17 protein-coding genes are annotated in these 22,701 nt (G+C 66.9%); 1 reads left to right on the top strand and 16 read right to left on the bottom strand.

All coding sequences use genetic code 11. The features are described from left to right. Positions 1-117: 117 nt before the first annotated feature. The 4 genes from MUN74_RS17995 to MUN74_RS17980 form a co-directional block, all read right to left on the bottom strand. Positions 118-1,149, bottom strand: coding sequence for a helix-turn-helix transcriptional regulator (locus MUN74_RS17995; RefSeq protein ID WP_244853977.1), 1,032 nt, complete (start codon positions 1,147-1,149; stop codon positions 118-120). 122 nt (positions 1,150-1,271) lie between these two features. Further along, positions 1,272-2,501, bottom strand: a complete 1,230-nt coding sequence (locus tag MUN74_RS17990; RefSeq protein WP_244853976.1) for a flavin monoamine oxidase family protein — start codon at positions 2,499-2,501, stop codon at positions 1,272-1,274. Then, entirely contained in the window at positions 2,498-4,114 is a 1,617-nt protein-coding gene (locus tag MUN74_RS17985) for an amidohydrolase (protein ID WP_244853975.1), read from the bottom strand. Before MUN74_RS17985 ends, MUN74_RS17990 begins: the two co-directional genes overlap by 4 nt. A 10-nt stretch (positions 4,115-4,124) precedes the next feature. After that, complete coding sequence (locus tag MUN74_RS17980) at positions 4,125-7,019, bottom strand: aminotransferase (RefSeq protein ID WP_244853974.1); 2,895 nt, start codon at positions 7,017-7,019, stop codon at positions 4,125-4,127. A 97-nt stretch (positions 7,020-7,116) separates the two neighbouring features. Here MUN74_RS17980 and MUN74_RS17975 point away from each other — a divergent pair, with 97 nt between their 5' ends. Further along, positions 7,117-7,605, top strand: coding sequence for an Lrp/AsnC family transcriptional regulator (locus MUN74_RS17975; RefSeq protein ID WP_244853973.1), 489 nt, complete (start codon positions 7,117-7,119; stop codon positions 7,603-7,605). Between the two features lie 105 nt (positions 7,606-7,710). Here MUN74_RS17975 and MUN74_RS19335 read toward each other — a convergent pair whose 3' ends face one another. The 12 genes from MUN74_RS19335 to MUN74_RS17920 all read right to left on the bottom strand — a co-directional run bounded on the left by MUN74_RS19335 (position 7,711) and on the right by MUN74_RS17920 (position 22,641). Continuing rightward, entirely contained in the window at positions 7,711-8,838 is a 1,128-nt protein-coding gene (locus MUN74_RS19335; protein WP_370647316.1) for a GNAT family N-acetyltransferase, read from the bottom strand. A 121-nt stretch (positions 8,839-8,959) separates the two neighbouring features. After that, a complete protein-coding gene (locus MUN74_RS17970) occupies positions 8,960-10,288 on the bottom strand; it encodes a flavin monoamine oxidase family protein (RefSeq protein WP_244853972.1) in 1,329 nt (442 codons plus the stop codon). A gap of 160 nt (positions 10,289-10,448) precedes the next feature. Next, positions 10,449-11,966, bottom strand: a complete 1,518-nt coding sequence (locus tag MUN74_RS17965) for an APC family permease (protein ID WP_244853971.1) — start codon at positions 11,964-11,966, stop codon at positions 10,449-10,451. Between the two features lie 126 nt (positions 11,967-12,092). After that, on the bottom strand, positions 12,093-13,067 hold the full coding sequence (locus tag MUN74_RS17960; RefSeq protein WP_244853970.1) for a phosphotransferase family protein: 975 nt from the start codon (positions 13,065-13,067) through the stop codon (positions 12,093-12,095). Beyond that, positions 13,057-13,884 carry an alpha/beta hydrolase fold domain-containing protein gene (locus tag MUN74_RS17955; RefSeq protein WP_244853969.1) on the bottom strand — a complete coding sequence of 276 codons (828 nt, stop codon included), beginning with the start codon at positions 13,882-13,884 and terminating at the stop codon, positions 13,057-13,059. Before MUN74_RS17955 ends, MUN74_RS17960 begins: the two co-directional genes overlap by 11 nt. Positions 13,885-13,897: 13 nt before the next feature. Then, the gene (locus tag MUN74_RS17950; RefSeq protein WP_244853968.1) at positions 13,898-15,301 is read right to left on the bottom strand and encodes a GH1 family beta-glucosidase; all 1,404 of its coding nucleotides are present in this window, start codon (positions 15,299-15,301) and stop codon (positions 13,898-13,900) included. Further along, positions 15,298-17,658, bottom strand: a complete 2,361-nt coding sequence (locus MUN74_RS17945; protein ID WP_244853967.1) for a beta-glucosidase family protein — start codon at positions 17,656-17,658, stop codon at positions 15,298-15,300. The genes MUN74_RS17950 and MUN74_RS17945 overlap by 4 nt, the downstream gene beginning before the upstream one ends. A gap of 69 nt (positions 17,659-17,727) precedes the next feature. Beyond that, the gene (locus MUN74_RS17940) at positions 17,728-19,065 is read right to left on the bottom strand and encodes a family 4 glycosyl hydrolase (protein ID WP_244853966.1); all 1,338 of its coding nucleotides are present in this window, start codon (positions 19,063-19,065) and stop codon (positions 17,728-17,730) included. 19 nt (positions 19,066-19,084) lie between these two features. After that, entirely contained in the window at positions 19,085-20,044 is a 960-nt protein-coding gene (locus MUN74_RS17935; protein ID WP_244853965.1) for an N-acetylglucosamine kinase, read from the bottom strand. Positions 20,045-20,106: 62 nt separating this feature from the next. Beyond that, the gene (locus tag MUN74_RS17930; RefSeq protein ID WP_244853964.1) at positions 20,107-20,895 is read right to left on the bottom strand and encodes a 6-phosphogluconolactonase; all 789 of its coding nucleotides are present in this window, start codon (positions 20,893-20,895) and stop codon (positions 20,107-20,109) included. Positions 20,896-20,932: 37 nt separating this feature from the next. After that, positions 20,933-21,739 carry a carbohydrate ABC transporter permease gene (locus MUN74_RS17925; RefSeq protein ID WP_244853963.1) on the bottom strand — a complete coding sequence of 269 codons (807 nt, stop codon included), beginning with the start codon at positions 21,737-21,739 and terminating at the stop codon, positions 20,933-20,935. Positions 21,740-21,741: 2 nt separating this feature from the next. Beyond that, the gene (locus MUN74_RS17920) at positions 21,742-22,641 is read right to left on the bottom strand and encodes a carbohydrate ABC transporter permease (RefSeq protein ID WP_244853962.1); all 900 of its coding nucleotides are present in this window, start codon (positions 22,639-22,641) and stop codon (positions 21,742-21,744) included. Between the last annotated feature and the right edge of the window lie 60 nt (positions 22,642-22,701).

The following is a 22,701-nucleotide window of genomic DNA, read 5'->3' as shown; positions in this document are numbered from 1 at the left end:
GTACGGCGTTCCGATTACCCGGTGCTCCGTAGGAATGCGGAGAAACCGATCGCTCCGTTCGATTCGTTACCTCACCGAGACATCCCGCACTCACGGATTGCGAGTGCCACGTCGAGCTCAGTGGATGAGATCGCCCAGGGAGGCGTCCGGCGCAGCCTCCGGACGGAAGAGTCCGTTGCGAACGGCGCTGGCGACGGCTTGGGATCTTCGGGTGCAGTTGAGCTTCGCGAGGATGCTCGAGATGTGCGTGTGCACGGTGCGAATGCCGATGCCCAGGGAGTTCGCGATCATCTCGTTCGAGGAGCAGGTGATGAGCCGGGTCAACACCCGGATCTCCGTCGGCGTCAGTCCCGACGGCCGTTCGATCGGCGCCTCGATCACCACGAGGGGCTGCAGATCGGGGAGGCTGTCGTCGCTCTGGCGACGCACGACGACCCTGAACCACTGCCGATCGACATCCCAGAGGAACGCAACCTCGCCGTGCGGCGCGTCGAACAGCGGAGCGAGCGCAGCGAAGAAGTCGTCGCGCACGACCAGGTTGCTCGGCACCCGCCCGGCGATGGGGCTGACCATTCGATGCTGGTCGATGACGCTCGCCCTGGCGCTCAGGGGGATCGCCTCGAGGTCCTGGGCCGTCGCGCTGATGGCGTGCCCGAGTAGGGATGCGAAGGCGAGGCTCCGGCGCCGAAGCTCGAGGGTATAGAACGCTGCCTCGAACGACGAGAAGTTGGCGAGCCCCACGTATCGGCCACGATGGTTGAGTTCGAGGGTGAGCCCGTCACGGAACCCGGCGGGAGCCAGATACTCGAGGTAGATCGTCGAGTAGCGGAAGCTTCCGGGGTGGTCCTGCTCAGCACTGATCGTCGGCGGAAGATCGTCACCGTCGAGCACGGGGGCCCAGGCAGGCAGCGGCCAGTGTTTCGGGAACTCCTCGCACATCACCCGGGCGACCTCCGCCGGATAGCCGATCTGCGCCATTTGGCGATGGCGATCGGTACTGCGGTCGAAGACCAGAACTTGGGCGGCATCGTACGGGAGCGCGTGCTTGATACTCGAGAGGTGGCGTCGGATCAGTTGGGCACTGCTGAGCGGGATCACAGCGTCCGATGCCCGCTTGGATGCGGCCCTGATTACCAGGTGGTCCGACATCGCCGTCCGCCCTCACCGTCGACGGCGCCAGGGTTCATGTCTTCCATGGTACGGAGGACCGGGCCGCCAATCAGCCTGAGGGCGATCTCATCAGTCCGGTTCGCTGCGTTCCCGGCGCGGCGTCACGCTTTCTGGAGCGCGGCGATGGCGGAGGCCGCCCGGTATCCCGAGGCAACGGCACCAGAGAGGGACTGCGCGGTGCCGGTGTGTTCACCGGCAATCGCGACTCGCCCGATCGCATGTGAGAATGCTTCGGCGTCTTCGGGCTGCCAGTCCAGGTTCGGCGCGGTGTACGCGCCTAGTGCCCACGGGTCGTCGGCCCAGGTCGTGAGCATCGGCTCCCCGGTGACCTGCAGCTCGGGTCGCATCTCGCAGATGGCGGCGAGCCAGCCGTCGGCGCCGCGCTCGACGCCCAGTTCTTCGAGTGCCGCCGCCCCGCCCGCGAAGCTCGACAATGCGGAGATCCGCGACGTCCCATCGGTCGACAGTGACCGCCACGACCACCAGGTGTGATCGGCGTTCTGGAGCGCGACATCGCTGTCGACCGCGCCGAGCGGCACGGCGAGCTTCGCGGCGACACCCATCAGGCGGTGGTCGAGCGCCCGCTGTTCGGGGTCTGGAAGCGCGAAGCCGAGCGGCATTCGCCGGAGTACGGGCAACGGAACCGAGATCACGACGGCATCGGCATCGACTCGGGTGCCGTCGACGAGGTGCACCTGCACGCCGGACGCGCTCTGATCGACCGCCGCGACGGGCTCCTCCAGGCGGATCCGTCGCCCGAATCGGCGTGCGAGCTCGAGCGTCAGCACCTGATTGCCGCCGACGAGGCGACCCCCGTCCTCGATGTGACGGTCGTCATCGGATGCTTCGTGCAAGAGCACGGCCGCCGCGCTGACGAGCTCGGGATCGGCCGCGGCCGAGGTCGTGACACGGCGGTAGACCGGATCGAGACGATAGTCGGCGCCCAGGGCTTCCGCGTACGCGCGTTCGAGCGATACGCCCGACACACCGTCCGCGATCATCGCGCGGAGCGTGCCGCGCACCATTGTGTTCGTTCGACGCAGCTCGATGTCGGTGATGATACGGCCGTTCACGGTCCGGCGTGCATACCGGACGCCGTGAGACATGATCGGCAACTGGAGTTCAGCGGCCAGGCGGCGGATAGCGTGCTCATCGGGGAAGATGTACTCACCGCCCCGCTCCATCACCTCGCCGTTCTTGAGTCGATGCGACCACGTGCGTCCGCCGACGCGGTCACGGGCTTCGAGCACGGTGATGTCGTGTCCGGCCTTCGCGAGTTCCCACGCCGCGGCCAACCCCGACAGGCCGGCGCCGATCACGATGATCTTCACTGGGCGTCCTCCTTCCCGGGGTGCCGTGCAGCATCGCCCGCGCTGTGGGTGCGGCTGCCTCGGCGCCACGTACCTAGGACCTCGATCGACTCGGGGGAATGTGTCGTCAAGGAGCGTGGATCGCTCGACAGCCAGACGAAATCGGCCCGGCCTCCGACAGCGAGCGAACCGTCCAGCGCGCCCCTCCGACTCTGCATCACCGCCGCCGTTGCCGCGTCGAGGGCTTGCTCGACGGTCAGGCGCTCCTGCGGCTGCCAGCCACCTACGGGCGTGCCGTCCGGGTTCTGCCGGTGAACAGCGGTCCACATCCCAGCGATCACATCGGGCTCGAAGACCGGCCAGTCACTCCCGAAGCTGATCGTCGTTCCGGCGGCTCGAAGGGCTCCCATCTGGTGCTGCAGCTCACGAGCTGGGCCGAGTCGCGGAATCGTGAGGTCGGTCATCACGGGGTCGGCACGGGCCGCGAGCGGCTGGAGGCAGGCGATCACCCCGAGCGAGGCGAATCGTTCGAGGTCGGCCGGATGGATCACTTGAGCATGGGCGATCGTGGCACGCCGGTTCGCCCGAGTGCTCACCGCGTCGAGTCGTTCGATCGCGTCGAGGGCACTGCGTACTCCGGCATCGCCGATGGCATGCAGGTGAATATCGAATCCACGGGTGTCCACGTCGATGACGGCGGGAGCGAGCGTCTCGGCCGTCCAGTTCGGAAGCCCGTGATCACAGGCATCCGCGTACCGCTCGAGCATGTGCGCCGTGTGATTCTCGATGATGCCGTCGACGAAGAACTTCACCGTATCGGCGGTGAGGCCGGGCGCTTCGGCGATCTTCGCCCGCATCGCCTCGAGCTCTCCCAGCTGCTGCGGCCAGCGCAGAGGGTCAGCGCGCAGGGCGATGTCGAAGTCGACCACGAGTCGGCCGGATCGCGCCGCTTCGACCCACACCTCGATGTCGTCAGCGTCGGCCCACGCCTCCTGCGCCCAGGTGATCCCCCGCGCCGCCAGCATCTCGACCGCGCTCACGAGCGAGTCGATCCGGTCTGCCAGCGGTGGAGCGGGAACGACTCCGAGAACGAGTGCCGTCGCCGATTCGAGGAGCGTTCCCTCCGGCGTCCCGTCGGCGCGCCGTACGATCCGGCCGAGCGGCGGGTCAGGGGTCGCCGAGGTCACGCCTGCAAGTTCCAAGGCGCGCGAGTTGCACCAGACGGTGTGGTAGTCCCAGGCCCTCAGCACCACGGGACGGTCTGCTACGACGGCGTCGAGCCATCGTGCGTCGAAGCGACTGTCCTCGACGATGGTCGCGTCGTAGCTCCCTCCGACGATCCACTCGGCATCCGGGTGGTCAATCGCCCAGGCTGCGACGATGGTGCCGATCTCTTCGACGGTGTTCGCCGGACCGATGCGAGGACCTCGCAGTTCGGCGGCGGCGAGCATCGGGTGGACATGACCGTCCGCGAACGCGGGTCCGAGGTACCCGCCGCCGAGATCGACCGTCAGCGCGGTGCGCGGGACCTCCGCCGGCCAATCGATGATGCGACCGTCGCGCACGAACATCCGGTCGGTGTCGGGTAGACCCGCACCGAGGTACACAATGCCGTTCGTGAAGGCGATGTCCATGGTTCTCTTCCTAGACGATCTCGCCGAGGGCCCGGTCAAGCGCTTCGAGGAAGTAGTCAACGCTCGCCGCGGTGATGCACAGCGGTGGCTTGATCTTCAGCACGTTCTGCCGGTCGCCGGTGGGTTGGACGATCACGCCGAGCTGCAGGAGTCGATCGCAGAGGGCGCGAGTCTCTGAGGTGGCGGGTTCAAGGGTGTTCCGGTCGCGGACGAGTTCGAGGCCGAGGTACAGCCCCCGTCCGTGGGCTGCACCGATGATCTCGTGGCGCTCCGCGAGGCTGGCAAAGCCGTCGAGAAGTCGGCGACCCATCACGGCGGCGTTCTCCTGGAGCCGCTCGTCACGGATGATGTCGAGGATTGTCGTGCCGAGCTTCGCGCTGAGGGTGCTGCCACCTGCCGAGGAGAAGAAGGTGCCCTGCGCGGCGAGCGACGCCGCGATGTCGGCTCGAGTGATCACAGCTCCGAGCGGGTGCCCGTTGCCCATCGCCTTGGCGACGGTGATGATGTCAGGGACGACGCCGGGGTGCTGCTCGAACCCCCAGAACACGTCTCCTTGGCGGCCGTAGCCGACCTGGACCTCGTCGGCGATGCACAGACCGCCACCGGCCCTGATGGCCGAGTAGACCTGGCGAAGGTAGCCGTCAGGCACCTCGATGGCGCCGGCGTTTCCGTGGCGCGGCTCGGCGATGAAGGCACCGATCGGAGTCCCGTCGGCTGCCCATTCCTCAAGCTGGCGGACGGCGTCGCGGGCGTATCGATCTCCGGCGTCTGCACCGCGGTATCGCCCGCGGTAGGCATTCGGCGCCTCGAGCACGTGGACCCATGCGGGCCTTGTCTGCTCGGCGAGCGGATTGTCCGACACGCTCGTCGAGACCGCATCTGCCGCGACCGACCATCCGTGGTATGACTCGCTCACGCAGGCGACCGCCTTCCGCCCGGTGTGCGCACGCGCCAGCCGCAGCGCGAGGTCGACGGCCTCCGTGCCGCTGTTCACCAGGAGGACGGTGTCAAGCGCAGCCGGGACTGTTTCGAGGAGGCGTTCGCTGAATTCGGCGACCGAGGCGTAGTTGAATCGCGAGTTCGTGTTGAGCATGCGCCATTGATCGGCGACGGCCTCAGCGAGCCGAGGGTGACCGTGGCCGAGAACGGTCACGTTATTGACCATGTCGAGGTAGTGGCGGCCGTCGACATCGATCATGAACTCGCGCCATCCGCGCTCGATCCGTGGCGGCCGCCGGTAATAGTGCCCTTGCAGCGGAGCATACGATTCCGTGCGCCGCGTCAGGACGGATTTCTCCGTGAGCTTGGAGCGACCCGTGTGCCCGACGATGAGTGGCGTCGGGTCAAGGAACCCAGTCAGCCATCCAGGTGCTTCACTCGGACGCACGAAGAGCGGAAGCCGCACCATCGCCTCGGCACGATCGACCAGCAGATACCACAGCCTGACCGGTCCGTCGAACACGGCGATCCGCTGGCCGGCGCTGATCTCACCCTCATGGGTTCTTTCCTGTGGCTGGCCCTCGATGATGAGCGCGTATTCGCCGGCCGTGAGCGTGATCAGCCCGCCGTCGGCGTCGACCCGCCCGTCGACCGGCGCAATGAGCTCGACTGGCGCATGCGAGGCGACGTCGATGAACAGCGGCACGTTGACCGGCTCCTCAGGTCCCGCACCTCCGGCACGGGTAAGGCGCGGCTCGGCGAAGCGGGTGACGGCGAGTCCGCGGGAAGCGACTCTGCCGAGTTGGATTGCTTCCACAGCATCGGCGTCACCGAGCCACTCCCCGGCTTCGAGAGTTCGACTGTCATAGCCGAGCACCACCTCGTCGAACTCGTTGATGCCGTCAACCAACGGCCCAGGCGAATGCCATCCGCGCGGCCGAACAGGGTCGGGGCGAATCGCCGCACGAATCGCCGCGGTCATGGCATCGGCATCCCGATCGTGGGCGGCCGCGAACACAGCCCACTCCCGCTCGAGAGCGTTTCGGGCGTAATCGTTCTGCGGATCGATACTCACCTGCTGCAGTCCGCTCACGACGAGCGACGCGCCTCGCAGCACCAACAGCGGCCAGATGACACTGAGCTCCTCGTCCGTAAGGCGAACCTTCCGGTCGAACGCCGCAACGAGCGGCAGAATGGCGAGCGGCCGGCTCGGCTCGTGATGCAGAACGAAGCTGCAGGCGATGACGAGTTCAGCGACACGCCAGCTCTCAACGGCGTCACCGAAATCGATGATGCCACCCACCATGCCCTCACGATCGACCACGAGGTTGTCGTCGGTGAGATCACCGTGCACGGGCTGGACCGGAAGCTTGTTCGCGACCGGCTTGATCGCACGGAGCGACCGCACGGTCGCGTCCTCGATCGCCGACCGGTGGCTTTGATCGCCAACGAATCCCAGCAGCTCGAAAATCACGTCGCCCGCGCGACGAAGATCCCACTGGATGACACGGTCAAGACCCGGATGCGAGAACCCGGCAAGCGCCACGCTAACGTCCGCAACGAGATCACCGACGCTCTCGAGCACCTCCTCCGACAGGTGCGATCGCTCGATCAGCGGGGTGCCATCCACCCACGACAACAGCCGGACGACATGGCGGCCTTCACTGAGTTCGACAGAAGCTGTATCGCCGCCCTCGATCGCGAGCGCGGGGTGCGGAACATCGAGGCCGCGTTCGTGCAGACGGCGCATGAGCGAGTTCTGCGCCTCGATCTCCGCCTGAGAGAACGCGGGGTTGCTGACCTTGAGGAGCCAGCGGCTACCGCCGGCCTCCTCGATGAGGAAATTCCGGTCCTGCTGACTCCCGAGTTCGGTCGCGCGTCCTTCGATACCGAAGGTCCGCGTCGCGATCTCGCTCGCGGACACAGCATCGATCACCGGCCGAGGAAGCTCCCACGATTGATTCATCTGTCTAATCCGCCTTTCACTGCTGATTTTGCAGTCTAGCAATGTTGTCAAGGCTGATTCGGCATGCAGTCGTCTCGGTGGGGTCATACTGGTTGACATGAACACCGAGCCCGCGCATGGACGCAATCACGACTACGGGCTCGACGAGATCGACCGACAACTACTGACGCTGCTGCAAAAGGACGGCCGCCTCTCGTACTCCGAGCTCGGAGACGCCACAGGCCTCTCAGCCGGCGCGGCGCGCGCCCGAGTCCTGAAGCTGCAGGACGACGGCACCCTCCAGATCGTCGGCGTAACAGATCCGCTTCGACTCGGCTATCGCAATATGGCAATGCTCGCCATCAACGTCGACGGCGACATCGACGAAGCCGCCGATGCGATCGGACGAGTGAACGGCGTCATCTACGTCATCCTCGCCGCGGGTTCGGTCGATCTCCTCGTCGAAGTGATCGCAAGCAGTTCCGACGAACTCTACGAGATCATCAACCGTCACCTCCGCACGATCCCCGGAGTACGTGCGGTCGAGACGTTCACGTACTACCGCACCCACACGCACCGCTTCGCATGGGGAGCCGTGCCCGACTGAAGCAGAGTGTCCTCGAGCGAGCCGCACCAGGGCCGCGGCTGTAGTAGAGGCACCCAGCGTGTGGCGGCATCGACATGCGAGATCTCACACAGACGTGGGTCGCTCCTACGACCGCGGTGCCGAGCAGCGCTCGTGACAATTCCTGCCTGAGGTCGGCGATAGCCAGCGCCCTAGACAGTCGAGCCCGACGATCTCGAGATGTCTGCGTTCCCGGCCGCGTAGCTCAGGCGCAGATGCCTTGACGCCCGGACGCTGTCGCGCCTCCGAGGCTCGCCTCGTCGATGTGGACGCACACCAGTTCGACTTACACCCCGGCGTCCTCGCTCCGCCGTCCGACGCAACCACGATCAGTAGCGCTTCCAAGACGACCTGTCCGCCGAGCCTGCGCGACCAGGACCTCACTGCAGACGGCCTGTTTTCGATCGGCCTGGCCGGATCGTGGGGTAAACGACGGACCAATCGCTCCAAGCAGGTCGCGAATCCGGCGGCACGCAAGCTCGCTCGAAGAGACACCCCGCTGGAAGATGTAGGGACGTCCACCTGAATGGTCCAATAGCCGACACTCTGCAGTGCATCGACCGCCCGAGGCACAGCGGGTGGATTCGGACCCTTCTCGAGCGCGGAAGCGCTGAGTACGGCTATGCGATCGGACGACTGCCAGGTGTCGTCGGGACCGGGAACGATCGTCAACTGGAATCCGGACCGTTCAACAAGCTCAGACAGGCTCGCAGGCGTCCGCTCAGTGACCTCGCCGGCGGCCGGTCTCGATCGCATCCACAGCTCCGAGTTCGGCTCGAATCCTTGCCGGAGGTAGAGCGACTTCGCTCGTTCGTTCCCGGTCATGACGTCGAGCGCGGCGACCAAGCCGCGTCGGTGTACCTCACCGTCGAACGCAGCCATCAATCGTGTCCCCAGGCCGCTCCCCCGAGCCTCGGGAGCAACGCTCAGCGTCTCCAAGATCCTGCCCTCGGATCCATCGATGAGCTCGTCGAACGCGACCGCGTATCCGACCGCCGTGGATTCCCGCCGGGCGACCCAGAGAGTTGCGTTCGCCTCGCCAGCGAAAATGCGCTCGTAATGCGCGCGACGAAGCGACCAGGTCCACTCCCGAGGAATCACGGCGAACCCCGCCGCACCGATGGAGCAGTGATGATCGAACAGCGCCTCCCACAACGGCGCCACGACATCGATCGACTCGAAGCCGGCCTCGGCTACTGTCGCGCCCGCGCTCATACGTTCCTCCCCCGACGCCCTCGGGAGGAGGCATCCGTCTCACGATAGTTCGACTGCGCACCCGGCCGACAGGGCCGCGATCCGTTGTGGATCGCGGCCCTCATGTGGTGAGCACGTGTGATCAGTCGGTCCAAGCGGCTTCGATCGGGATCTCTTGGTGCAGGATGTTCGATGCGGCGCGGTGGCCGGAGTAGAGCGCTGCGGCGACGGTCGCCGGGTCATCGGTCCAGGTAGCCTCCCCTGCGAGGTGCAGCACCCCGCCCCCGATTGGGGTGGCGAGGTCGTCGTGGTCCGCTGTGGTCGAACCCACCGTCATGTACGCGTACGAACCCCGGGCAAAGGGGTCGTCCTGCCAGGTCGTCATCACGACATGCTCGGGCTGTTCGACGCGGTCGCCGTACAGTCGGCGCAGTTGAGCGAGTACGGACTCCACGACACGCTCTTGCGGCCAGTCCCGCGTCTCGATGGCGGCGGGCCCGGCCGGAAAGACGAGGAGGGTCGGCGTGCCGTGCATTTCGGTGAGGTCGTACCAGGAGTGCCACCAGACTCCTTCGGGTCCCAGTTGGCGGACGGCGTAGACCTCTTCGTCCCAGAACTTGGACGGGAAGCGGAGGAACAGTTTCTCGAACGCGTTCATCTTGAGGCGGCCGAGTGCGCCGGCGATCGGCTCGGGAAGGGGCGGCTCGATGACGAAGTCGTCCGACTGCAATACACCGACCGGAACCGTCACGACGACCGAACCCGCCGTGAAATCACCATTCGTTGTCGTGACCGTCGCGCCGCTTTCCGACCAGTGCACCTGGGAGACAACGTGCCCGAGGCGGATGTCGAGGCCCTGCGCCAAGTGCGCCGGGAGCCGGTCGTAGCCGTCGGGGAACACGACTTCGATGCCATCGATGCTGTCATCATCAAGCCCGTGTGCAGCCAAGTCCGCCGTGCGCACGCCGTACTGCTCCTCGGGGCGGTGATCCACATACTCGCGCACGCGTTGCGTGCGCGACTCGTCCCACCCCTGACGTTCCAGGGCTGCCTCGGTCACTTCGCGGTACGAAGCATCAGCCGCCGCATTCGCGATCTCCTCGACAATCGTGGCGTCCACCACAGTGAGATCGTCAACGAACTGCTGGACCTCCTCATCGGACATTCGCTGCCCGTCCGGCCCGTAGTACGCGATCGGCCTGCTGTCAGGCTGGTAGCCGCCGACGGTGTACTCCTTGGTCCGCATCCCGATCGCTTCGGCAGCAGCGGTGGTCGGGCTGCCATTGATGCCATGGATCCAGGACGCACCACGGTCAGTCACCCAACCATCGACACGTTCAGTGTGGACTCGTCCACCCACCCGATCGCGTGCCTCCAGCACCACCACTCGTCGACCGGCCCGCGCGAGGAGCCGAGCTGCAGTCAACCCTGCAACCCCGGCGCCCACGACGATCGTATCCAGGTCACTCATTTCCAAATCATCCTTCTGTGTGTGTACGGGTGGGTTGTCGATTTGTACCGTCATGCGGAAACGGCCTACTTTTCCTGCGTCTCCGCAACCAACGTCTGGCCATCCGGTCGGCACTCGGGCACAGCAGAGAGCGCGAAAAGTCACGGCCGCCGAAGACGGGCTACTCGGGGGCGAGCACCTCGGTGTCGCGGTTGAGCGAGCGCTTCTCGAAGAAGTCGCGCGCGCCCGGGAACATCGCCCACACGAACATGAGCACGGCGCCGAGCAGGAGCGAGCCGACGCCGATGATGAAGGCGCCGCCCACGCCCGCGAGCTGCGAGTAGCCGTAGTCGGGGTTCAGCATGTCGATCGCCGACTGCACGAAGGCCCAGGTCATGAAGACGCCGCCGATGAGCGGGAAGACGAGGCGGTAGAACACGTTGCGGCGGCTGGCGAAGAGCGTGCGGCGGAAGTACCAGACGCACGCGAAGCTCGCGATGGCGTAGAAGAATGCGATCGCGAGGCCCATCGAGAGCAGCGAGTCGGCGAGCACGTCGGTCGAGACCAGGTTCATTCCCGCGTAGTAGATGATCGCGATGACGCCGAGGAGCGTCGTCGAGAACGTCGGCGTCTTCGTGACCTCGTTCACCTTCGCGAACCGGGCGGGCAGTGCTTTGTAGATGCCCATCGCGAAGGTCCCGCGGGCGGTCGGCAGGATGGTGGTCTGCGACGACGACAGCGCCGAGATCGCGACCGCGATGACGAGGAACCAGCCGAAGGGACCCATCGCGGTGCCGGCCAGCACCGAGAACACGTCGTCGGCGTGCGCCTCGTTGGCGAGGCCCGTGCCGGTGTCGCCGAGGCCGGCGTACATCATCGCGACGACCGTGATGCCGACGTACGTGACGAGCAGGATCACCGTCGTGAGCGTCGCGGCGCGGCCGGGCGTGCGCCTCGGGTCCTTCGTCTCCTCGGTGAGCGCGAGGCACGTGTCCCAGCCCCAGTAGATGAACAGGGCGAGCAGGATCGCCTGCACCATGCCGGTGCCGTCGGCGAGGAACGGGTTGAACCAGTCGAGCGAGACCGGAGTGGGGTCGGGCGCGGTGCCGTTGAAGAAGCCGATGAGGCAGCCGACGACGAACGCCGCCATCGCGAGGTACTGGATGGCGAGCAGCACCTGCTGCATGCGCTCGCCGATCTCGACGCCGCGCAGCGACACCCAGGTCATCACGGCGATGATGACGCAGCCGAACGTCGTCACGACGAACCGGTTCTCGGCGAGGGCCCCGTCGCCGATGAGGCTCAGCAGGTAGGCGGAGGCGATCTCGGCGAGGTTCGCCATCACGAGCACGCCCGCGACGGCGATGCTCCAGCCGGCCATCCAGCCGGTGCGAGGCCCGAACGCCTTGGCCGCCCACGTGAACACGGTGCCGCAGTCGGGCACGTCGTCGTTGAGCTCCTTGTAGGCGAACGCCGTGAACAGCATCGGCACGAACGCGAGCACGAACGCGATCGGCGCCTGCGCGCCGACCGCGATCACGACGTAGCCGAGCGTGGCGGCGAGCGAGAACAGCGGCGCCGTCGAGGCGATGCCGATGACGGTCGAGCCCCAGAGCCCGAGCTTGCCGATCGCGAGCCCCTTCGTCGGGGTGCCGCCGGTCGGGTGCACGGGGGCGGTGGTGGTCGCCGTTGAGTTCATGGGGGTGCCTTCTCGTCGTCGAGTTCAGGGGACTCGACCGAGCATACATGACCGACCGACTAGTTGGTCGGTCCGTCCTAAGCGCGCGATCAGGAGGTGCAATCGGCCGCTCTTGATCCGCTTGCGTTAGGTCAAGAGTCGGCCGAGCGACGCATCGATGAGGGTGTGAGCTCGCTCGCGGTGTGCGGGTACCCACTCGGCGTCATAGCCACGGATATCGATCTCAGTGGCGAGAATGAGCGAGTAGTAGAGGCGGTACAGCGCGAACCGAACGATTCCGGTGGGCGAGCCGAGTTCGGTAGAGAGGACACCCCCAGCGGCCGAGTTGCCGGCGAGGAGGTCCGGGTCGATGTCCCATAGTCCGAGTTGGTCGGCGCCGATGAGGTCGAGCAGCGGATCCCCCCACACGGTCCGTTCAGTGTCGATGACGCCCGTGATGCTCCCGCGCTGATCGAGGAACAGGTTCGCCGGCCAGAGGTCGTTGTGCACGACGGCTGGCCGTTTGACCGCATCCAAGGCTGGTGCGTGCCGAGTCATCGCATCACGGATGCCAGCAGTGGGGAGGGTCGTGCTGGCGCTGGCCGCGTCTTGGAGGATGCCGTCGACCATGGCGGTGAACGCGGCGCTCCAGGTCGCCGCACGCATGTTCGCCTGCGGTGCCGGGTATCCGAACGCCGGGGGGTGAATGCGGTGCATCCTGGCCATAAGGCTCCCGAGACCACGGCGGACCCTTGCCGCTTCGACTCTGTCGAGGTTGCACTCACTCCACGGAGCCCCCGCGACGTGACTCGTCACGACAACATCGGCGTCGACAATCGTGCGGGAGAAGTCCGTGAGGAGCAGGTCCGGTACTGGGAGTTCGTGCTGAGCGAGCATCGTGTACGTTCGCGCTTCGGTCTGAGCGATGCCGCGTTCGTAGCGGCAGAGTCCACCGATATCTGTGGCGGTCAGCTTCACCACAACCAGCAGGCCAGAGTCGAGCGTCACACGATACGTGGAAGCGAACATGCCCCCGGTCAACGGTTCCGCATCGAGCAGTTCCCCAAGCGGCCGTACCAGTGCGTCCAGCGGCGGCTGGTCTCCAGGAGTGTCAGGCGCCATGCCGGTTCCCTGCTCCGACTCGTTCGAGCCAGCGCGTGATCTCGAGCATCCCCTGCTCGAAGTCTCCGCTCACCGGATCGTTGAGGAACCCATGCGACGAGCCGGGAACAACTGTCTCCGTGACGCAGACGCCGGATTCTCGGAGTTGTTCAGCGAAGCGCTGACCCGAGGCACGCAGGCTGTCACGCTCGGCATCCAGAATCAGTGTGTCGGGGAGCCCGGTTGGGGCGCCGGCTCCTGGAAACACCTTCGGGTCGGCGAGGAGCCCCCGCGAACCCGCGTAGTTCAGTGTCATGCGCTCCACCCACTCCCCTGCCCGCGCGTGCGTCGGGGACATCGGAGGATCGTCTTCCGCGCCGGTCGGCATCGGCAGTCTCGCGTGGAACACACCGTACGCGAGCACAAGGCCCAACGGAGGCGGGCCGCCTTCCTCTCTCAACCGTACGGCGACGCTCGCAGCGATGCAGGCTCCTGCGCTTGCGCCGCCCAGGAAGGCTGCACCGTGCGGTGCGACGTCGAGGAAGGCGGTGGTCACGTCGTCTTGCGCGGCGGGGTAGCGCCCCGGCGCAGGGTTGAGGTTGAGCGGTCCGTGCTCCGGCCACGGCGGAGCCAACCGATACTCCACCGTTCGGACCGGCCGACCGCCAGCGGCCAGCTGACGGGCAACGGCATCGGACTCCGCCATATCGATGCTGCCCCCGGCGAAGCCGCCCCCGTGCACCCAGAGCAACGCGGAACCCCGTGGCTGCTCGGGTACGTAGTCGCGAATCGTCGTCCGTGACTCCGTGAGCTGCCGGTTGTGCACGACGAACCTCACCGAGACTCCTTTCCTACTCCGCGATCGGAAAGCGCGCCTCACGATGAGCGTCGAGCACCTCGCGGTAGGCCGCACCCGACTGCTTCACGGTGCGCCGCTGCGTTTCATAGTCGACGCCGACGATGCCGAACCGCTTCGTGTAGCCCTCGGCCCATTCGAAGTTGTCCAAGAGCGACCATGCGAAATACCCCCGTAACGGCATCCCCGTATCGGTGCACCGAGTCGCCGCCGCAAGATGGTCCAGGAGGTACGCGACCCGGGACGAATCGACGATCGATCCGTCGGCGGCCTGCTCGTCCTCCCATGCGGAGCCGTTCTCTGTGATGTAGATCGCCTTCGGGGCATAACGTTCGTGCGTCTGGGCGACGATGTCGGTGAGCCCCTGTGGGTACACCTCCCAATCCATCGCCGTGTAGGTGCCATCAGGTCGGGTCTCGCGGGCGCGAGTCACTGGGACGGTTTCGTCACCCACCACCACGGCTCGCGAGTAGTAGTTGATGCCGACGAAGTCGATCGGTTCGGCGATCGTCTCGAGGTCGCCTTCTTCGACGGGGATCTTCTCGCGGAAGAGGTCCTCCGTGAGCGGGTGGTACTCGCCGTGCGTGATCGGGTGGAGGAAGAGCCAGTTGCGATACAGGTCGTTGCGCTCGGCCGCCGCAATGTCCTCGGGCGTGGGAGTGGCCGGTTCGGTCGGACTCATGCTGAGCGCGATCCCGATCTCTCGTTCGGTGGGGAGGGCCGCGCGGAGCGCCTGCACGCCGAGGCCGTGCGCCAGCAGCGAGTGGTGCATTGCACGCACGGCGCTCTCCTCGGAGGTCAGGCCTGGGGCATGGACGCCGGCGAGGTGCCCGAGGAAGACATACACCCACGGCTCGTTGAGCGTCATCCAGTGCTGCACCCGGTCCCCGAGCCGTTCCCCGACGTGCACGGCGAACTCCGCGAACCGGTGCGCGGTGGAGCGATCGGTCCACCCGCCGACGGTTTGCTGCCACTGTGGCAGGTCCCAGTGATAGAGGGTGATGAACGGATCGATCCCGCTCGCCAGCAGCTCGTCAACGAGTCGGTCGTAGAAGTCGAGTCCCGCCCGGTTCACGACGCCGTACGGCGAGGGCACGACGCGAGGCCACGCGATCGAGAAGCGGTACGCGCCGAGGCCGAGGTCGCGCATGAGCGCGACGTCGTCACGCCACCGCCGGAAGTGGTCGTCGGCGACATCGAGCGTGTCGCCCCCCGCGACGGCGCCCGGCACACGGGCGAACGTGTCCCAGATGCTGGGCGTGCGGCCCTCCGCCGAGACGGCGCCTTCGATCTGGGGCGCGGCGGTCGCCGCGCCCCAGACGAAGTCGGCGGGGAAGCGCCCGCCGAGGTCGCGTGCGCGTGCGGTCAGCGCGGCAGGCAGACGAGGGATGCCGCTCATCCGGCGTGCCCCTGGACGAAGCGGGAGGTGCTCGAGCCCTGCAGTTCGGCGTCGGTGACCAGCGTCGGGATCGTGGTGTCATCAGGCAACTCGATGACCTCAGAGAGGCGGATGTCGCGCGAGGACGCCCCGACCTCGATGCGGAACTCGCCCCCTTCCCTGCGCCAGAGCCCGAGACGACCTTCGCCGCGTTCGGCGACCGAGTCCCAGTATGAGAAGTCGCGGTTCTCGAGCTCGAACGCGACGCGGTTGGACTCTCCGGGCGCGAGTCGGACCTTCTCGAACCCCCGCAGCTCGCGGACGGGACGGTACACCTCGGCGTCGGGGTCGCCGACATAGAGCTGCACGATCTCGTCGCCGGCGACCGGACCGTCGTTCGCGATCGTGACCGACACGAGAACACGTCCGGCTGTGGCATCCGTGATCTCGACAGAGAGGTCGGAGTAGGCGAACGAGGTGTACGACAGTCCGTGACCGAACGGGTATCGCACCGACCGGTTCAGAGCGTCGTACCAGCGATACCCGATGAACACGCCCTCGCCGTAGAGCACGGTGCCGCGTTCACCGAGCCAGTTCGGCTGGCCGGGTGTGTCCTCGAGGGCGAGCGGGAAGGTCTCGGAGATCTTGCCGGCGGGGTTGACGCGTCCGAATAGGACGTCGGCGACGGCGCCGCCGAGTGCTTGCCCCGTGAGCCAGGACTCGACGACCGCATCGACGCGGTCGTGCCACGGGTCCATCGTTACGGCCGTGCCGTTGGAGAGGACGACCACGAGCGATGCTCCGGTGCGCTCCCGGAGGTCGGCGAGGCGACCGATGAGGGCGACCTGGTCTTGCGGCAGAGCGAGAGTATCGCGATCGTTGGCCTCCTGCTCGAAGGCGAGCGGCAGGCCGGCGAAGACGACGATCGTCTCGGCGGCTCCGGCAGCGGCGACGGCCTCGTCGATGAGTCGCGCTGCGGTCGGTGAGACCGGGCCGTTCACGGCGTGCTGCACGGCCTCCGCGAGCTGGAGTTCTCGTGCGAGGGTCGCCGAGCGGCGTGCGACGGTCGGGCGCTCCTCGACGAACTCGACCTCGTGCGCGGCGAGGGTGGCGATGTTGTCGTCCTGGTACGCGTTCTTGGGCAGGTAGACGTAGCCGGGCGCGTAGACGACGCGTTCTCCGGCGATCGCGCGGATGGCGTCGAGCGGCGCGTCGACTCGGGTGGGATCCACGCCCGACGAGCCGCCGCCCTGGATGCGGGTGTGCTGGGCGAAGGCACCGACGACCGCGACCGTGCCGGTGGCATCTTCGGCCAGTGGCAGGGCAGCAGCGCCGTGGGGCGCGGGTTCGTTGCGCAGCAGGGTGACGCACGCTGCGGCGGCTTCACGCGCGAGCGCATGGTGCTCGTCCGCGCGCAAGAGCTCCAGTTGCGCGGGAGTGAGGCGGTCACCGGCCTTATGACCAAGACGCATCACGGGGCCGTCGACGAGGTCGGCACCCGGGTAGGCGCGCGCCACGAGACGCAACACTCGACGGGCGGCCTCATCAACCACCGACTCGTCGAGCTCACCGGCGCGCACCGCTGCGACGACGTCGGCATCAGTGCGGCCCTCCGTGCCCGGCATCTCGAGGTCAAGCCCCGCGCGGATGGCGGCGACGCGGTCGTGCACGGCGTTCCAGTCCGAAACCACTGCGCCTTCGTAGCCCCAGTCCTCACGCAGCACCTCGGTCAGCAGCCACCGGTTCTCCGACGCATGCACACCCCGCAGGCGGTTATAGGAGCACATGACCGTCCATGGGTCCGCTTTGAGAACCACCCGCTCGAATGCGGCCAGGTAGGTCTCGCGAAGCGTCCTCTCGTCGGCGACGACCGAGATGCGGGTGCGCTCGATCTCCTGGTTGTTCGCCGCGAAGTGCTTGAGCGACGTGCCGACGCCGGTCGACTGCACACCCTCGACGTAGGCGGCGCCGAGCTCGCCGGAGTGCATCGGGTCCTCCGAGAAGTACTCGAAGTTCCGACCGCAGAGCGGTGAACGCTTCATGTTGACCCCCGGGCCGAGCACGACCTGGACCCCCTGCGCCCGCGCCTCTTCGCCGATCGCGGCTCCGACGCGGCGCATCAGGTCGCGGTCCCACGACGCGCCCATCGCCGACGCGGTCGGAAAACCGGTGGCCGGCACCCACACCATGTCGACACCGGTCTCCTTGCGCAGTCCGTGGGGGCCGTCACCGACCTCGATCGGCGGCACCGGGTCGGTCAACCCCGGGCGGTCGATCGGCTGTGTGAACCAGTCATCGCGCCCCGAGAGCAGTGACGCCTTCTCCTCGAGCGTGAGCTCTGACAGTACGGTGTCGACGTCGAACGGCGGGAGGGTCATGTTTCTGCTTTCTGGTGGAGGTCGTGTTGGCTGGGGGCGCGAACCCCGACGTGGGCCGCGCCCGGATGCTCAGGTGAGCGGGGGCAGGGCATCCTTCTGGAGTTCGAGGAACTCGTCGAGCATCGCGACCGCGCGGTTGTGGTTGTCGACGATCGGGTCGAGGAGGATCGCCTGCAGCAGCTTCGCCTTGGACCGCTCGACGTAGGCTTCGACGAGCAGCTTGTGGATCGATCCCTGGAGGCGCACCATCGCGAAGATGCCCTCGGGGAGCGCCTCCATCGACAGGGGCACCAGGGTGCCGTTCTCAGCCCGCGCGGGAACCTCGACCACCATGTCGTCGGGGAGCCCCGGGATCGCCCCTCGGTTCGGGATGTTCACCGCCGGGAGCGGTCGCTCGACGCCGCAGGCGACCCACTCGATGATGGGGATCGCGAGCTCTTCCGAGGCTTCGAGCGGTTGGTCTTCGAGCGCGCCGCTCGGGCGCGGAGCATGGAACGGACGGTCGGTGTCGGCGAGCCCGATGTGGTAGTGCCACTCGGGCGTCGATGCGCCTTGACGCCAGGGCGAACCATCGCCGGGGTCGTTGAAGTACTGCAGCTGCGCGGGCACGTAGTCGTCGGCCCACGAGATGTACTCGCCGATGTGGTTCGCGCTCGGCGACGGCCACAGGCCGAAACGGCGGAAGAGGATGCGGGAGAGCCCGATCTCGTGCCAATCCGACACCCAGTTCGCCTCGTGCTCGAGCTCACGCAGTCGCGGGTAGAGGTCTTCGCCCGTGCTCTTGTCGCGGACCGCCTGGAACCACGTGAAATGGTTGATGCCGGCGGCGGGCAGCTCGAGCTGATCGCTTGGAATGTCGAGCAGCGCCGAGATCTGCCGTACACCGTAGAAGTAGCCGTGGCAGAGCCCGACCACCTTCACCGAGGTGAGCCGCGAGATCGCCTCGCAGACCTTGTGCTCCGGGTTCGAGAAGTTGAGGAACAGCGCTTCAGGGGCATGTGCCTCGATCGCACTGGCGATCTCGAGGAGCGGGCCGAACTGGCGAAGGGCGTGGAAGAGGCCGCCGGGGCCGCCGTTCTCGCCATATACCTGCTTGAAGCCGTACTTGCGCGGAATCGTGAAGTCCTGCGACCAGTAGTGGTAGCGGTCGACCTCGATCGCGGTGACCACGAAAGCGGCCCCGGCGACGGCGTCGTTCAGGTCGGTGGTCGCCGAGACGGTGGCGGCATGGTCGAGCCGCTCGATGAGCTGTCGGGTATACATCTCCATCTGCGCGAGCGGCTCGACGGCGATGTCCATCAGCACGATCTCGAGGCCCTTTTCGGCGATGGGCTCGCTCAAGAGGAGGTCGCGGACGATCTTTCCGGCGAACTCGCGGCTGCCTGCTCCGATCAAGGTGACTTTCATGTGCGCGAACGCTCCGTTCTCAGGGGTTGTTGGTGGCTTCTCCGGCGATGCCGCGCGCGAGTGCGACGGCGCCCGTTACGGGCGACCGGGAAAGGATGTGCAATTCGACGTCGGCATGGTGCCGTACGAGGGCCGACCGCAACGCGTTCTGCAGCCGGGGTTGGCGTTCGATCACCGAGCCGCCCGCGACGACGGCATTCGTACGGACGCCGCGCGCGAGGAGCTGGTCGACGAGTCCAGCGAGTTCGCCGCCCGCGTTCCGGATGACGTCGACGGCGATCGCGGACCCTTCGTCCGCGGCGGTGAACACCTCGGGCGCATGAACGCCCCAAGCCCCGGCCGACGCGGCCCTCGTGACCGCGAGCGCGAGTTCGGCACCGTCACGGGCGGCGAAGGCGGCCAGCAACCGTTGCCCGAGCACGTCGATCGCCTCGCCCCGGTCGAGGTGGGCCAGTACGGCCCGAGTGGCATCGCGCACGAGGGCGGGCGCACTGCCCTCGTCACCGAGCAGCCAGCCCCAGCCCCCCGCCGTCAGCAGTTCGCCGCCGCCGTCGCGAGCTGTTGCGATCGATCCCGTGCCGACCACCACGCCGATCGCGCGGACCACGCCCATGGCCGGAGCCATGAGCTCCGAGTCGTTCACCACGACGACGGGACCGGTGAAGAGCCGGCGGAGTACGTGCTCGAGCTCGCGGCATTGATCGGTGTTGTCGCAGCCGTGCGCCCCCACCGCGAGCGGCGCCGAGAGCACCGACTCGCCGAGATGGCCGACGAGGAGGTCTCGCAGTGCGACACCGTCGGCCCGGAAGTCACCGAGCGCACCCCGCCAGGAGGCCGACGGGACGACGAACTCGCGGATCGGCCGACTCCTGACGGCTTCGATTCGTGCGACAGCCACATGGGTCTTGGTGCCGCCGATGTCGACGCCGACGACATGACCCGACAGCGCCAAGGCGCTGTCCGTCTCCAAGAGGGTCATGTCGTGCTCCTTCCTGTGCTGCTGAGATTCGGCGAGGACGCCGCCAGTCTTGTCGATGGGGCTCAGACCGGAAGGGCCGCAGCTTCGCGATCGACGAGCAACTCCGCATTGCGGCACTCGGTGACGATCGTGGCCGGCCAATCCGCTTCGTACGATTCCGCCGTCGTGATGCGCGCGAACGCGTCGCGCTTGTGCTCGCCGCACAGGATCATCGCGACCTCCGCGGACAGTCGCGCGATCGTGTCGATGCCGACCGTGACGCCGTTGCGCGGCACCATGTCGAGACGGGTGAATTCGGGGAACGTGCCCATGTTGTCGCGGCGGGTCGCCTCGCCGAGGTCGACGATGTGCGTCTTGGTCGCACGGGGGGTGCCCGGCTGATTGAACGCAATGTGGCCGTCGCTGTCGCCTGATGCGAGCAGGAACAGGTCGATGCCGCCGGCTGCGGCGATGCGCGCATCGAATTCCTCGGGGGCCTTCGGATCCGCGGTCCACAGTTCGGTCGGGGGCACGGTGCCGGCAGCGGCGCAGGCCTCGGCGATGGGCGCGAGGATGTCGCGACGGGCGAAGCCGAGACACGAGTACGACGCCTCGGGGTCGACGATGTGCAACTCGCCCCGCTCGTCGGGAACGACGTAGTCGTCCATCATCACGATGACCAGTCGGGACAAGTCGCTTCCCTCGGCGGCATGACGCGTGAGGGCGGCATAGACCGGCATCGCCGTACGGCCGCTCGGGCAGCCGAGCAGGAAGGGGGCATCGCCCTTCGCCGTCATCCGGTCGACGATGCGCGCCGCGAGGAGGTCGCCGATCGCGTTCGCGGTAGGGAGGATCTGTGGTGTCAGTTGCACGTTGTTGCCTTTGCTTGAGATTCGCGTCCGAGCGCGGTCATTCCTTGATCGCCCCGGCGAGCATGCCCGAGATGAACTTGCGCTGGAAGATCACGTAGAGGATGAGGACCGGTGCGGCGACGATGAGGCCGCCTGCCGCCATCAGGTTGATCTGCGTCACGTACTTGCCCTGGAAGACGCCGAGCGCGACGGTTGCGGTCTGGTTGTCACCATGGAGGAACACGAGCGAGAGGAAGTAGTCGTTCCAGGTCCACATGAAGCTGAGCAGGACCAGCGTGTACACCGCAGGCATGAGGTTGGGCACGGCGATCGACCACAGCATCCGCATCGGCCCGGCGCCATCCAGTGAGGCCGACTCGAAGATCCCCCGCGGCAGGGCCCTGAAGGCCGCACGCATCCAGAAGATCCCGAACGGCACACCCATTCCCAGGTGGATGAGGATGACGCCGAGGAGATTGTCGGTCAGCCCGAGCGTTCGGAACTGGTAGTAGAGCGGCACGATGATCGCTTCGAGGGAGATCATCATCCCCAGCAGGATCAGAGGGAAGAACCATCGATCGCCGATGACGCCCAGGACGCCGAACGCGTATCCGCCCATGAGCGCGAGAATGACGCCGATGACCACCACGGAGACGGTGATCACGAGCGAGACCGTCATGGAGCGGGCGAACTCGGCGTTCTCCCAGGCGGTGACGAAGTTGCCCCATTGCAGGTCGGCGCTCGGTCGCCCGGCCCGGTCCGGGCTGAGGGCCGCGGCCAGGAACGTGCCGACCGGCCACAGCACGACCAGTGCGAGTAGGCCGAGAATGAGATAGTTCCAGATCTTCTCCGCACGGGAGGACATGTTCACTCCTTCTCCGAGATGCGGGTGATCACGAGAGCGATGACGAGGCAGAGGATGGCCATGACAACTCCGATCGCGGCCGCTTGGCCGACATTCGGGTTGACGAAGGCCGCCTTGTAGAGCGCGACCGCCGGCGTCAGCGTGGACGTGCCCGGGCCACCCCGAGTCGTGATCCAAATGAGGTCGAACGCGCGCAACGCGGCGGTGATCGTCAGGGTGAGGGCGACGGCGAGCTGACCGCGCAGCCCCGGGAGGGTGACCGCGAAGAACTCGCGCACGGGGCCGGCGCCGTCCATGCGGGCGGCCTCGTACAACTCCGGCGAGATCGAAGACGCTCCGGCGATGAACAGCACCATGCAGAAGCCGAACGTCACCCAGGTTCCGATCAGTCCGACGGCGGGCAACGCCCAGGTGAAGTCTCCGAGCCAGTTCTGGGCGAGTTCACCGAGGCCGACCGCGCGCAGGGCTTCGTTGATCGGACCTTCAGGTGCGTACATGCGCTTGAAGATGAGCGCGATGACCACGCTCGTCAGGACCTGCGGCAGGAAGAAGATCCACCGGAACACGGCCATTCCGCGTCGGTTCGAGCTCGTGATCATCGCCGCCGAGAGCAGACCGAGCGCGATCGGCAGAATCGCGAAGAAGACGAGGAGGACGAGCACGTTCCCCAAGGTCGAACGCAGCACGGGATCGGTGAAGAAGTTCACGTAGTTCTGGAAGCCCACCCAGGTGGCGCTGCTGAACCCGTCCCACTTGTAGAACGAGTACTGCAGTGACTGCAGCAGCGGCCAGAGCACGACGGCCGCGTACAGCAGCAGCCCGGGCGCCGCGAACAGCAGTCCGACCCGGCGCGTCCTACGGTTCGCGTGCGAGCCGCGGCGCCGCTTTCGCGGGAGCAGCATCGCCCGAGTTGCGGTGGGGCCGCCGCCGTCCGCTACCGAAGTCGCGGCGGCCCCAACCTG

The organism is Agromyces sp. H17E-10 (genome assembly GCF_022919715.1).
In the GTDB taxonomy this organism is placed as follows: domain Bacteria; phylum Actinomycetota; class Actinomycetes; order Actinomycetales; family Microbacteriaceae; genus Agromyces.
The sequence above is the reverse complement of the archived record's forward strand: the minus strand, read 5'-3'. Positions and strand labels throughout refer to the sequence as shown.

What these genes read in the sequence shown, in the direction of transcription:
- MUN74_RS17970 (WP_244853972.1), bottom strand. Translation starts at nt 10,288, where the DNA reads ATGAGTGACCTGGATACGATCGTCGTGGGCGCCGGGGTTGCAGGGTTG.
- MUN74_RS17925 (WP_244853963.1), bottom strand. Translation starts at nt 21,739, where the DNA reads ATGTCCTCCCGTGCGGAGAAGATCTGGAACTATCTCATTCTCGGCCTA.
- MUN74_RS17965 (WP_244853971.1), bottom strand. Translation starts at nt 11,966, where the DNA reads ATGAACTCAACGGCGACCACCACCGCCCCCGTGCACCCGACCGGCGGC.
- MUN74_RS17995 (WP_244853977.1), bottom strand. Translation starts at nt 1,149, where the DNA reads ATGTCGGACCACCTGGTAATCAGGGCCGCATCCAAGCGGGCATCGGAC.
- MUN74_RS17985 (WP_244853975.1), bottom strand. Translation starts at nt 4,114, where the DNA reads ATGGACATCGCCTTCACGAACGGCATTGTGTACCTCGGTGCGGGTCTA.
- MUN74_RS17940 (WP_244853966.1), bottom strand. Translation starts at nt 19,065, where the DNA reads ATGAAAGTCACCTTGATCGGAGCAGGCAGCCGCGAGTTCGCCGGAAAG.
- MUN74_RS17975 (WP_244853973.1), top strand. Translation starts at nt 7,117, where the DNA reads ATGAACACCGAGCCCGCGCATGGACGCAATCACGACTACGGGCTCGAC.
- MUN74_RS19335 (WP_370647316.1), bottom strand. Translation starts at nt 8,838, where the DNA reads ATGAGCGCGGGCGCGACAGTAGCCGAGGCCGGCTTCGAGTCGATCGAT.
- MUN74_RS17945 (WP_244853967.1), bottom strand. Translation starts at nt 17,658, where the DNA reads ATGACCCTCCCGCCGTTCGACGTCGACACCGTACTGTCAGAGCTCACG.
- MUN74_RS17935 (WP_244853965.1), bottom strand. Translation starts at nt 20,044, where the DNA reads ATGACCCTCTTGGAGACGGACAGCGCCTTGGCGCTGTCGGGTCATGTC.
- MUN74_RS17980 (WP_244853974.1), bottom strand. Translation starts at nt 7,019, where the DNA reads ATGAATCAATCGTGGGAGCTTCCTCGGCCGGTGATCGATGCTGTGTCC.
- MUN74_RS17950 (WP_244853968.1), bottom strand. Translation starts at nt 15,301, where the DNA reads ATGAGCGGCATCCCTCGTCTGCCTGCCGCGCTGACCGCACGCGCACGC.
- MUN74_RS17920 (WP_244853962.1), bottom strand. Translation starts at nt 22,641, where the DNA reads ATGCTGCTCCCGCGAAAGCGGCGCCGCGGCTCGCACGCGAACCGTAGG.
- MUN74_RS17960 (WP_244853970.1), bottom strand. Translation starts at nt 13,067, where the DNA reads ATGGCGCCTGACACTCCTGGAGACCAGCCGCCGCTGGACGCACTGGTA.